Below are 12,499 nucleotides of genomic sequence, written 5' to 3'. Positions count from 1 at the left end.
ACTGTCAGCCATGAGCGCTCCCACGAAACCACAGGACACGTCCGCACAACCACAGGACAACACCCCAGTTTGGGGAGAAACACCGCAAAACCGAGGTGGATCACAGTGACCGAATTCGACCCGTTCGGCCGTCACATCTTCGTCGACGGCACCTTCCGCGAGAGCGAGTCACTCGAGTCCATGGACGTAATCGACCCTGCAACCGAGGAGCCGGTGGGCTCCGTCGCGGTCTGTGATCCCGACGAAGTCGAGGGCGTCATCGAGGGAGCCGTCGAGGCGCAGTCCGCGTGGGGCGACGAACCCGCGGGGACACGTGCAGCAGCGCTCCACGAGGTCGCGGATTCTATCGAGGCGGACGACTTCGAACGCATCGCGACGCTGATGACGCGCGAACACGGCAAGCCCTACCCCGAATCGGAGGGCGAACTCGCGAACGTCGCGGGCATCTTCCGGTACTACGCCGAACTGGCGCGCGACGACCAGGGGAACGTCCCCGGCTCGACGCAGGCGGAGTCGTTCCAGTTCGACCGGGCGTTTCCCTACGGCGTCACCGTCCACATCGTCCCCTCGAACTTCCCCGTCTTATTGACGGCCTGGACGGTCGCCGCATCGCTCGCAGCCGGGAACGCCGTGATCGTCAAACCGTCCGAGCAGACGCCGCTCTCGACGCTCCAGTTCGTGGAGCACCTCCGGTCGCTTCCCGACGGGCTCGTCTCGTGTCTCACCGGCCGCGGCGAAACCGCACAGGCGATGATCCAGTCGGACGGGACGGACGCCGTCGCCTTCACCGGCGGTGTCGAAACCGGACAGAAGGTGAGCACAGCGGCCGGCGAACAGCTGATGCCCGCCGTCATCGAAGCCGGTGGCAACGACCCGCTCATCGTCACCGAGCACGCGCCGATGGCGGTCGCAATCGCCGGCTCGACCACTGCAGCGTTCCACCTCTCCGGGCAAGTCTGTACCTCCGCCGAGCGGTTCTACGTGCACGACGCCGTCCACGACGAGTTCGTCGACGGCCTCGTCGAGATGACCGAGGCGCTGCGCGTCGGCAACGGCTTCGAATCCAGCGAGATCGGCCCGCTCGTCAGCGAGGCCGCCCGCGACAACGTCGAGCGACTGGTGGAGGATGCACTCGAGAAGGGCGCGACACTCGAGTGCGGCGGGCAGGTGCCGCCAGATCAGGAGACGGGCTGGTTCTACGAGCCGACGGTGTTGACGGACGTGACGCCGGAGATGGCCGTCGTCCGCGAAGAGGTGTTCGGCCCGGTTGCGCCGGTCTGTCGCGTCGAGAGCTTCGACGACGCGCTCGCGGAGGCGAACGACTCCGAGTTCGGCCTCGGCGCGTCGGTCTTCACGACGGACCTCGAGGAGGCGATGCGAGCCTACGAGACGCTGGAGGCGGGCATGGTCTGGATCAATAATCCGATGATCGACAACGACGCGATTCCGTTCGGCGGCTGGAAGCACTCCGGTATCGGCCGCGAACTCGGCCGCCAGGGGCTGGACGCGTTCCGCCAGACGAAGATGGGTGTTATCGACTGGAACCCGCAGGTTCACGATTGGTGGTATCCCTACCCTGAAGAGTGGTTCTACGACACCGAGGAGAAGCGGTTCTGACGGGGTGAGTGACGGGCTGACGCCGATCAGTCCTCTATTTCGCCGACCTCGCCAGTTTCGCTCGCAGACGCAACCGCACAGCGAAGCGCACCCCGCAGAACCGCTTCCTCACCGAGATCGCTACACACGATTTCGGGCGTCTGCACGACGAGTTGTGAGCCAATGTGTTCGCGAATCGGCTCGAGGACCAGCGACGGATTGTTGAGCGCGACCGCACCGCCGACGCTGACGACAGCCGGCGCGTACGCGTTGATCACGTTCCCCATCCCGAGCACGTTCAGTTCGGCGAGCCGGTCGACGACGCGCGTCGCGAGCGGATCCGAGTCGGCGTGTTCGAAGATTTCTGCGGCGGTGAGGTCGTCGGACTCGAGTGGCAGTGCTGTCTCCGTTTCACTGACCTCGTCCGCCGCCAGCAACCGGGCGAGTGCGGGAACGTTGTTCCCCGAGCAGTAGGCTTCCCAGTGGCCGGCCGCGCCGCAGCCGCAGGGAAGGCGACCGGCGGCGTCGATCGTCATGTGGCCGACCTCGCCGGCGTTGCCGTCCGTTCCCAGGAGCGGGCTGCCGTCGCTGATCACGCCGGCTCCGATGCCGGAGGAAATCGTGAGGTAGACGAGCGAGTCGACATCGGGATGGCTGTGCTGGTGCTCGCCGATCGCACCCGCCAGTGTGTCGTTGTGCAGGACGACGGCGTCGGTCTCGAGTAGGCCCGCGAGCGGACCGACCAGCGGGATAGGGTCGAGCGATTCCTCGTCGGTTCCCAGATTTGACGAGAGACCCACGGTTCCCGCATCTCGGTCGATTGCACCCATCGAACCGATACCAGCGCCGGCGATCGTCGAGGGTTCGACAGATGCGTCTCGACACGCTTCGCGAACAACGTCGAGGACTGCTCGTGTGATCGCGTCGGCGGTCGGCCCCTGGGGCGTCCTGGCTCTGGCACGGCCGACGATCGTCCCAGTGTCGTTACCGACGACTGCGCGAACGTTCGTTGCACCGAGATCGACGCCGACGGCGTACATTACCGAGAATCAGCCACCGAGGCGACTTAACTGTGCGTGGTCGACTGCACGCGCCGCTTATTGGATCAGGCACGCCTCGACGAACGGGCGACTCGTCACGTGAGCCGAGCGTTTATCATCCTCGCCTCGGTACGGTATCCCATGAGTCGGATCAGCTTCGGGACCGGCGGCTGGCGCGCGACCCAGGACCACTTCACGGACGAGAACGTGCGCCGAGTCGGCCAGGGTATCGCGGCGTATCTCACCGAAAAGCAGGGTGTCACCCCCTCCGAAAACACCGTCGCCGTCGGCTACGATGCCAGAGCCACGTCGGCCGACGCTGCAGCGAGTCTCGCGGACGTCTTCTCGAGTGCCGGCTTCGACGTACTCCTCACCGACCGCGACCTGCCGACGCCCGTCGTCGCACACTCCGTCGTCGACCGCGACCTCGCCGGTGCGGCGATGGTCACGGCCTCGCACAACCCGCCGGAGTACAACGGCGTGAAGTTCGTTCCCGGCGACGCCAAATCCGCCATGCCGTCGATCACCGACGCGATCGAGAGTCACATCGCACCACCTGACCCGCTGCCAGAAACCCAGCACGGCACTGTCTCCCGCTACAATCCCGTCGAGGCTCACGCGACGCACGCCGTCGGACTCACCAACCGATACCTCGGCACGGACCTCTCCGACCTCACCGTCGTCTACGACGCCATCCACGGCAGCGGTCGGGGAATTACCGACGCGCTACTCGAGTCCGCCGGCGCGACGGTCATCCGCCATCGCTGTGATCGCGACCCGACCTTCGGCGGGAACGCACCCGAACCGGGTCCCGAGACGCTCGCCGACCTCCCGTCGATCATCGCCGAGCACGACGCCGACCTGGCCATCGCGAACGACGGCGACGCCGACCGGATCACAGTTTGCACGCCCGATCGGGGCGTGCTGAGCGGGAACCTCCTCTTTGCGGTGCTCTACGAAGCACTCCTTGCTGATGCCGAGGTAACGGGACCCGCCATCCGGACGGTTTCGACGACGTTCCTGATCGACCGGATCGCCAGCGAGTACGGTGCTGACGTCCACGAGGTGCCGGTCGGGTTCAAGTGGATCGCGGACGGAATGGCGACGTACAACGGCCTCTTCGGTGGCGAGGAGTCCGGCGGGTTCACCATCGACGGCCACATCGGGACGAAAGACGGCGTTCTCGTCGCGCTACTGGCCGCCGCAGCGGCCGCGACCGAATCGATCGACGACAGACTCGACCGTCTCTTCGCGACATACGGTGAAATCCACGCGGATAAGGTCAGCGTCGACTGTCCCGACAACCGGAAAGACGCCGTTATCGCGGGTCTCGAAGCGGCGCTTCCCGACACCGTCGCCGACCAACCCGTGGTCGACACCGTCACGCTCGACGGCTACAAGTTGCTCCTCGAGGACGGCTCCTGGATTCTCGTCCGCCCGAGCGGCACCGAGCCGAAGATGCGGGTGTACGCCGAGACGCCGGCCGGCGAGCAACTCGAGTCGCTGCTCGATGCCGGACAGGAACTCGTCGAAGCGCAACTCGTCTGATTCACTGTCGAATTCGAGTATAGTAGAAGAGTTTGTCTATTGGCCAATTAATAGCCTATAATAGAAATATAGTTCAAATTTAAGTGTCGGCGTTGAGTAGTTTGTGGTGTGAGACGAATGCGCGTTCGCTCACATTCACACACAATCCATGAACTCACTCATCGAGCGACACGAAACGGCAATCGACGACGCGACAGCCGAACTCACTCTCGACCACTGGATCGACGGTGCTCACGCCGAGCCAGCGTCGGGAGAACGGTTCGAAACGATCGATCCCGCGGCCACGGTGCCCATTACGACCGTCGCTAGCGGCACCGCAGCCGACATCGACGACGCAGTCGAGGCGGCCAGTGCCGCCGCCGACGGCGAGTGGGGCGACACGACCGCCCGCGAGCGGGCCGCGCTCATTTCCGACTGGATGGACGTCTGTCGCGAGCACGTGGACGAACTCGCCCGTCTCGAGTCCCTCGATGTCGGCAAGCCACTCGCGTTCGCTCGCGACGAAGTCGAGGAGGCACTCGAGTTCTTCGAGTACTACGCGTCCGTGGCACAGGCGGGCCACGGCGAGCAGATCCCGGTCGGCGCTGAGAACCACGTCTACACGCGAGAGGAGCCCTACGGCGTCGCGGGGCAGATTCTGCCCTGGAACTATCCGCTCTCGCTGGCCGGCTGGAAGGTCGGCGCTGCGCTGGCCGCGGGGAACACGGTCGTCGCAAAGCCCTCCGAGCAGGCACCGTGTACGATCACCCGTCTGGCACAGCTCTCTGCGGGAATCCTCCCAGACGGCGTATTCAACGTCGTCAACGGCTTCGGCGAGGACGCCGGCGCACCGCTAACCGAACACAGCGGTGTCGACAAGCTCTCGTTCACGGGCTCGGTCCCGGTCGGCCAACAGGTGATGAAGGCGGCAGCGGACGATATCACGCCGGTAACGCTCGAACTCGGTGGCAAATCTCCGTACGTCGTCTTCCCCGACGCGGATCTCGAGGCGGCCGCCGAGACCGCTGCGGCGGGCATCTACTACAACACCGGCCAGTCGTGTGATGCGTGTTCGCGAATCCTCGTCCACGAGGACGTCGCAGACGAGTTCACCGACCTGTTCCTGGATGCAGCCGAGTACTGGCAGCCCGGCGATCCGCTCGTCGACGGTACGACGATGGGTCCGCTCACGTTCGCCGACCAGTACGAGAAGGTCGACGACTACGTCGAGATCGGGCAGGAAGAGGGCGCAACTCTGCTCGCCGGTGGCGAACCACCAGCAGCCGAGGCACTCGAGTCCGGCTGGTTCTACGAGCCAACAGTCTTCGGTGACGTGGACAACGACAGTCGCCTGGCGCAGGAGGAAGTCTTCGGTCCGGTACAGTGTCTCATCACCTTCGAGAGCTACGAGGAAGCGATCGAGCTGGCGAACGACGTCCCTTACGGACTCGCCTCGGGCGTCGCGACGCAGGACGCCAGCCTCGCACACCGTGCGGCCGCCGATATCGAGGCGGGCAGTGTCTGGATCAACGAGTACCACGGCGGCGGCGTTGGCATCCCCTTTGGCGGCTACAAAAAGTCGGGTATCGGCCGAGAGTGTGCGCGCGAAACGCTCGGGGAGTACACGCAGACGAAGGCGATCAACGTGGCGCTGGACGAGCCGGAACTGTAGCGGCCAGCCACCCATACGCTTTTTCTGGACCGATTAGATTCTGTCGCCGAATCGTCACTGGGTGTCAGCACCGAGTTCGTCGACCGCGTCGTCTAGCACGCCGGTCTCGATCAGCGACGCGACCGCCTTCATGTCGGCGTCCGGTCGGCGGTCGCCGGTCAGCGGCGGGACGACCTCGCGGACCGTCTCGTAGGCGTCGCTCGTTCCAGCACCGAGCGATTCGTCGACGTACTCGGCCGCTTCGGCCGCACAGAGGAGTTCGGTGGCGACGACCTGGCGGGCACGGTCGAGCACCCGCCGCGCGTTGACTGCTGCCGTCGCGCTCATGCTGACGTGATCCTCCTGGCCACCCGAGACGGGCGTGTTGTCGGTCGCCGCACGGCCGACGCTTCGACACTCGTTGACCAGCGAGGCGGCGGTGTACTGGGCGATCATCAGCCCGGACTCGACGCCAGAGCGCTGGGCGAGGAACGGCGGCAGGTGTGATTCCTGCAGATTCGGGTTCACCAGCCGATCGGTTCGTCGCTCGGCGACGGCGGCGAGATCGGTCAGCGCTGCAACGAGGTAGTCGAGTCGGTGGGCGAGTGGCGCACCGTGGAAGTTCCCGCCGGAGACGACCGCAGCCCGGTCCGTCCCTGAGGCACGGTCGTCGAGCGCCGCCCGCGGGAAGACGAGCGGGTTGTCGGTGACGCTGTTGAGTTCGATTGCGACGGCTTCGCGGAGGTGAGCCACAGCGTCTCGAACCGCGCCGTGGATCTGTGGCAGACACCGAATCGAGTAGGCGTCCTGCACGCGGTCGCAGTTGCGGTGGGACTCGACGACATCCGAGTCAGCGGTTAGCCGTCGCACGGTGCGCGCGCTCTCCGCCTGGCCCGCGTGCGGTCGTACCTCGTGGAGGGGCTCGGCGCAAGCAGCCGTCGTCCCCATCGACACCTCCGTCGTGAGTGCGCCGGCGGCGTCTGCCGCGCGACAGAGCCGTTCGGCGTCGGCGACGAGCAGGGCCGCGAGTCCGAGCGTCAACTGGGTGCCGTTGATGAGTGCGAGTCCCTCCTTCGCTCTGAGCTCGACCGACTCGAGTCCCACTGCTGCGAGCGCGTCGTCACCGGGAAGGCGCTCGGACTCGGATGCAGCGGAACCGTCGTCAGACGCGCCGGCAGCCGTCGGGTCGACTGACACATCGGCCTCGCCCTCGCCGATCAGCACGAGTGCGAGGTGTGCAAGCGGGGCAAGATCGCCCGACGCGCCGAGGCTCCCGCGCGAGGGGACGACCGGATGGACCTGCTCGTTGAGCAGGGACGCGAGCAGCTCGACCACACGAAGGCGGATGCCGGAGTAGCCCGCGAGGAGCGCGTTGAGCCGCGTAACCATCATCGACCGGACCTCCTCGCGGGAGAGTTCGCGGCCGACGCCGGCGGCGTGGCTCCGGACGAGATTGGTCTGTAGTTCCGCGACCTCGGTTCGGGGGACCTGCGTGTCAACGAGTTCGCCGAAGCCGGTGTTCACGCCGTACACTGGGTCGCCGGCCTCGACGATATCCTCGACGCGCTCTCGAGAGGTCCGAACGCGCTCGCGGGCCTCACTTGCGATCTCGACAGTCTCTCCGTGACGGGCGACGGCGACGACCGCCTCGATCGTCAGCGAGTCGCCATTGAGGGTGACGGTCATCGGTCCACCTCCATCCCGGCGCGGGAGCGATAGGCCGGTTCGCCGCCGATTAGCGCCCGTTCGACGACCGACTCGTCGAACCGGTAGGGGATGTGGGCGTGCGACGGCGCGTCGAGGACGAGCACGTCGCCCGGTGCGCCCTCGCGAAGCGTGCCACAGCCGGTCGGCACGCGCTCGATTTCCGAGCGGGAGGCACCGAGCGCGAGTCCGCCGCCGTAGGTTCCTGCGCGGACGGCTTCTGCCGGTGAGAGCCCCATGCCGACGCAGGCGAGCGTCAGCGCGAACTCCATCCCCGGCGCGTAGCAGTTCGGGTTGAAATCCGTCGCCACGGCGACTTCGCTTCCGGCCGCGAGGAACTGACGCGGCTGTGCGTACTCGGTGCCGAGCGCGAAGGCGGTTCCCGGCAGCAGCGTCGGAGTGACGCCCGCGTCTGCGATAGCCGCCGCGTCCGACTCCGTCGCCTGCAGGAGGTGATCCGCGCTGACGGCGTTCAGCTCCGCCGCGAGCTGACTGCCGCCGAGGTGGGCGAACTCCTCCGCGTGGATCTTCGGTTCGAGTCCGTGCTCTCGTCCGGCCGTGAGCACGCGCCGGGAGTCCTCGACGGAGAAGACGTCTTCCTCGCAAAAGATATCGCAGAAGACCGCGTGCTCCGCCACCACTGGCAACTGATCCTCGATGACCCGGTCTACGTAGTCTGCAGTCGACTCGCCCTCCGGGACTGCGTGTGCGCCCATGAACGTCGGAATCACGCGCACTGGATGCATCTCTGCTGCCCGGTCGACGACCTCGAGTAGCCGCCGTTCCGTCTCCGTATCCAGCCCGTAGCCCGACTTCACCTCGACCGTCGTCGCGCCGAACGAGAGCATCGTATCGAGGCGATCGAGGAGTAACTCGAGTAGCTCTGCATCACTTGCATCCCGGCACGCCCGGACGGTGCGGAGGATGCCGCCGCCCTCCGCGAGAATCTCTTGGTACGGTTTCCCCCTGAGTTTGGCGGCGAACTCGTCGGAGCGGTCGCCGGCGAAGACGGCGTGTGTGTGGCTGTCGACGAAACCGGGGAGGACCGTCTTTCCGCTCGCGTCGATCGCCACAGCGGCGTTCTCCGCCGGGTATTCTGCGACAATCTCGTCAGTTGAACCCATGGCGACGACCTCGCCGTCTGCGATCACGACTGCGCCATCCTCGATCCGTTCGAGCACGTCGTCCGGGTCGGCCGGCGAGCCGTCAGCGCCGGGGTGGGAGCCCTCGGCTGTACCTGTAGCCGGCCCCACCACGAGTTCCGACGCGCCGTGGATGACGGCGTCGGCGGCGGTCATCGGTGTTCACCTCCGGATGCCTGCAACAGTCCCGCAAGCGCGTGTGCAACCGTTCTAGCTGCCGCAGTCACCGTTCGCTCGCCTTCGTCCAGCGGTGGCGCACACTCGACGATTTCGACGCCCGCGAGGCGGTCGTTGTCGTGGCTCGCAAACCGCCGAACGAGTTCGAACAGTTCACGGGAGGTCAACCCGCCGGGTGTCGGCGCACTCACCCCCGGCGCGTGGACCGCGTCGAGCACGTCGCAGTCGATACTGAGATAGACTGTATCGACATCGGCGACGGACTCGAGTACCCGGTGGACTGCGTCGTCGAGATCCGAGCCGATCGCCGCTGCTGTGACGATCTCGCCACCTTGCTCCTCGAGGAACGAGGCGTACGCCGTCGATGTCTCGAAGTGGCGCGCGCCGACGCAGGTGTAGGTGTCCAGCCCGGACTCGAGTAGCTCTCTGTACGGCGTCCCGCTGGTCGGGTCGTCGTGAACGTGGCGAACGTCGAGGTGGGCGTCGAAGTTGATGACGCCGACGGCGTCGCCCCGCTCCAGCAACGGGCGGACGTTGGGCACCGTCAGCGAGTTATCGCCGCCGAGGAAGATCGGGGTTGCACTCGAGTCGTGAACGGCGCGAGCGACGGGTTCGATTGCGGAGCGGATCGTTGTGAGGTCTGTGTCGTCAGTCCTGGCCGTTCCCCCTGCTGCTGAATCGAGAGAGACGTTGCCGTAGTCCCCAATCTGTAGCTCCGAGCACGGGCCGGCGTCGAAGTGGTGCGTTTTCGCGCCTGCGAGGGAGTCGCGGATCGCGTCCGGTCCCTCAATCGCTCCTGTGCGACCGATCACTGCCGCGTCGAACGGCTCTCCCACGAGTACCGCGTCACTGTCGTCCAGATCGTCCGTTGCGACTGGCTCGACGAGTTCGCCGAACGTCTCGTCCGTGGGGTCACTGGAGCGCGAGGCCCACTCGATGTTGGACGGTGTCGTTTGCATTATCGCTCCTCCTGTGTTTCTACGTCCGCCATCGGGACGTGAACGTTCGATTCGGCCGCCTCCTCGAGTGCCTCCTCGTATCCGGCGTCGGCGTGGCGGACGACGCCCATACCGGGGTCCGTCGTGAACACGCGGCGGGCTTTCTCGGCGGCGAGCGACGAGCCGTCGAGGACGACGTGATTGTTCGCGTGCAGCGAGTTGCCGATGCCGACGCCGCCGCCGTCGTGGACGCTGACGATATCGGCACCCGCCGACGCGTTGAGCAAGGCGTTGAGAATCGGCCAGTCCGCGACGGCGTCGGAGCCGTCTCGCATGGCTTCGGTCTCCCGGTTCGGACTCGCAACGCTACCCGCGTCGAGGTGGTCACGCGTGACGACGACCGGTGCGGAGATTTCACCGTCGGCCACGAGGTCGTTGATCCGCAGTGCAAACCGTGCTCGATCTGTCAGGTCGTCCGGATCGTCAGCGGACTGATAGCCGAGCCAGCAGACCCTGCTTGGCAGTCCCTGGAACGAAACTCGGTCCTGTGCGAGGTCGATCCAGCGGTGGAGATGCTCCTTCTCCGGGAACAATTCTTTGACGGCCTCGTCGGTGCGGTGGATATCCGACTCGTCACCGGAGAGAGCGACCCAGCGGAACGGACCCTTGCCGCGACAGAACAGCGGGCGGATGTACGCCGGAACGAAGCCGGGGAAGTCGAACGCGTCGTCCATGCCGCGGTGCTCTTGGACCTGCCCACGAATGTTGTTCCCGTACTCGAACGCGACCGCACCGCGCGCTTGCATCGCGAGAATGCCCTCGACGTGTCGTTCCATCGTATCGAGGCTTTCCTCGACGTACACTTCGGGGTCTTCCTCGCGTAGTGTATCAGATTCGGAAACAGTATAGTCAGCAGGGTAGTATCCTTCGAGTTCGTCGTGCGCACTCGTCTGATCCGTCACGATGTCCGGCACGAACTCCCGCTCGCGCAATTCGTCGAACATCGTTGCCGCGTTCATATGCAGCGCAATTGATAGGGGTTCGCCATCGGCCGCTGCAGCCTGGGCTAACTCGAGTGCCTCGTCGATATCGTCGGTCTTCTCCATGCAGTAGTCCGTCTCGAGGCGGCGGTCGATCCGGTCCTCGTCGACCTCGGCGGCGATACAGACGCCGTTGTTCATCGTCACGGCGAGCGGCTGGGCACCGCCCATTCCGCCGAGGCCGGCGGTGACGGTGATCGTTCCGCGAAGCCCCTCGCGGTCGGGGAAGTGCTGTCTGGCGGCCTCCGCGAGCGTCTCGAAGGTTCCCTGGATGATCCCCTGGGTACCGATGTACGCCCACGAGCCGGCGGTCATCTGCCCGTACATGATCAGTCCCTTCGACTCGAGTTCGTGGAAGTGGTCCCAGTCGTCCCACTTGCCGACGAGGTTCGAGTTCGCGATGAGAACGCGCGGTGCGCGTTCGTGCGTGGTGAACCGACCGACCGGTTTGCCGGACTGGACGAGGAGCGTCTCGTCGTCCTCGAGCGTTCGGAGCGACTCGAGGATGGCGTCGTAGGCGTCCCAGCTTCGGGCTGCCCGGCCGGTACCGCCGTAGACGACGAGATCTTCTGGTTTCTCGCCGACTTCGGGATCGAGGTTGTTGTTGAGCATCCGGAGTGCTGCCTCCTGCCGCCAGCCTTCGCACTCGATCTCCGTGCCTGTGGGTGCGCCCTGGTACTCCTGCCACTGTTCAGAAGGCGTGCCGATGTCGTGTGCAGCGTCGTCGGCCGTACCGTTGTCGGCCTCGCCGTCGTTCGTCGACTCCTGGGTGGGTGTGGTCATACCTGTCTAGTCACTCGCACCGACCGAGAGGATCGTGTTTCCATACGGCTATGGGTTTAAGTACTAGTGCGCGTCAACTGCTGGTATGTACGTGGGTGTGTTCCGGATCGACGGCGGCAGTCCGTACGCACAGTCGACGGCTCGAACGGACACCAGCATCGAGCTGTGGTGTAACGATCACTGCGACCTGCTCCACGTTACGGGCGACCAGCAGGCAGCCGTTGTCGACCACGTCAGCGACGAGGTCGGCGTCCGCGAACGAATCGAACAGGACGAGACGACGCAGACGATCATCACCGACGACTGTCTGAAACAGCACGGCGACGACTACATCGAATCGTACCTCGCAACGCACAGCTGTTTGCTCGTCCCGCCGCTTCGCTACGAGGACGGGATGAAGGTCGTCCGCGTGCTCGCCATTGACGGCGACAATCTGAGCGCGTTCTACCGCGATATTGCCGCCGATTATGCAGTTACCGTCGACTCGAAACACGAACTCGCAGCGGGACCGTTGGAAACGCCGGTGCTCTCGACCGATTCATCCGTTCCGAACCTCTCCGACCGACAGCGAGAAATATTCCTTCTCGCATACGAACGCGGCTACTACGAGATTCCAAGAGAAATAACAACCGCCGAACTCGCCGACAGCGTGGGTATCGGGCGACGGACCGTTGACCACCACCTCCGACGTGCCGAAGCAAAACTGGCGGCCGGTGTCGTTGAGCATCTCTGAGTTGGGAGTAGGGAGTACTGCACCCCACACAACTGATGCCGTCGGCCATTGTTGATGGCAAGGGTTTGCACGTCATCATTCCCATATCACGCGTTCGACGTAGACACCGACACAACGAATTTCCGATCGCCTTGGAGCAAATGGTATCGCACTATGTGGTTTACCGAG

9 protein-coding genes are annotated in these 12,499 nt (G+C 65.3%); 4 read left to right on the top strand and 5 right to left on the bottom strand.

Annotated elements, in window-relative coordinates:
• The first annotated feature begins 105 nt into the window (after positions 1-105).
• Complete coding sequence (locus BBD46_RS01945; RefSeq protein WP_071400081.1) at positions 106-1,617, top strand: aldehyde dehydrogenase family protein; 1,512 nt, start codon at positions 106-108, stop codon at positions 1,615-1,617.
• 26 nt (positions 1,618-1,643) lie between these two features.
• Here BBD46_RS01945 and BBD46_RS01940 read toward each other — a convergent pair whose 3' ends face one another.
• A complete protein-coding gene (locus BBD46_RS01940; RefSeq protein ID WP_071400080.1) occupies positions 1,644-2,636 on the bottom strand; it encodes an ROK family protein in 993 nt (330 codons plus the stop codon).
• Positions 2,637-2,777: 141 nt separating this feature from the next.
• Between BBD46_RS01940 and BBD46_RS01935 the strand changes: the two genes are divergently transcribed.
• Positions 2,778-4,184 (top strand): phosphoglucomutase, encoded by a 1,407-nt coding sequence (locus BBD46_RS01935; RefSeq protein ID WP_071400079.1) that lies wholly within the window; start codon positions 2,778-2,780, stop codon positions 4,182-4,184.
• 148 nt (positions 4,185-4,332) lie between these two features.
• Positions 4,333-5,835 (top strand): aldehyde dehydrogenase family protein, encoded by a 1,503-nt coding sequence (locus BBD46_RS01930; RefSeq protein ID WP_071400078.1) that lies wholly within the window; start codon positions 4,333-4,335, stop codon positions 5,833-5,835.
• Positions 5,836-5,889: 54 nt separating this feature from the next.
• Here BBD46_RS01930 and hutH read toward each other — a convergent pair whose 3' ends face one another.
• From hutH to hutU, 4 genes are read right to left on the bottom strand one after another with little or no spacing between them, the layout of a single operon-like run.
• Positions 5,890-7,500: a histidine ammonia-lyase gene (gene hutH / locus BBD46_RS01925; protein ID WP_071400077.1), complete on the bottom strand. Its 1,611-nt coding sequence runs from the start codon at positions 7,498-7,500 to the stop codon at positions 5,890-5,892.
• Positions 7,497-8,816 carry an imidazolonepropionase gene (gene hutI, locus BBD46_RS01920; protein ID WP_071400076.1) on the bottom strand — a complete coding sequence of 440 codons (1,320 nt, stop codon included), beginning with the start codon at positions 8,814-8,816 and terminating at the stop codon, positions 7,497-7,499. Before hutI ends, hutH begins: the two co-directional genes overlap by 4 nt.
• Positions 8,813-9,796 carry a formimidoylglutamase gene (gene hutG, locus BBD46_RS01915; protein WP_071400075.1) on the bottom strand — a complete coding sequence of 328 codons (984 nt, stop codon included), beginning with the start codon at positions 9,794-9,796 and terminating at the stop codon, positions 8,813-8,815. The genes hutI and hutG overlap by 4 nt, the downstream gene beginning before the upstream one ends.
• Positions 9,796-11,598 (bottom strand): urocanate hydratase, encoded by a 1,803-nt coding sequence (hutU, locus tag BBD46_RS01910; protein ID WP_071400074.1) that lies wholly within the window; start codon positions 11,596-11,598, stop codon positions 9,796-9,798. Before hutU ends, hutG begins: the two co-directional genes overlap by 1 nt.
• An 85-nt stretch (positions 11,599-11,683) precedes the next feature.
• Here hutU and BBD46_RS01905 point away from each other — a divergent pair, with 85 nt between their 5' ends.
• Positions 11,684-12,331: a helix-turn-helix domain-containing protein gene (locus tag BBD46_RS01905; protein WP_071400073.1), complete on the top strand. Its 648-nt coding sequence runs from the start codon at positions 11,684-11,686 to the stop codon at positions 12,329-12,331.
• Positions 12,332-12,499: the final 168 nt, after the last annotated feature.

Origin of the sequence: Natrialba sp. SSL1, from assembly GCF_001861355.1 — an archaeon.
GTDB lineage: Archaea > Halobacteriota > Halobacteria > Halobacteriales > Natrialbaceae > Natrialba.
The sequence above is the reverse complement of the archived record's forward strand: the minus strand, read 5'-3'. Positions and strand labels throughout refer to the sequence as shown.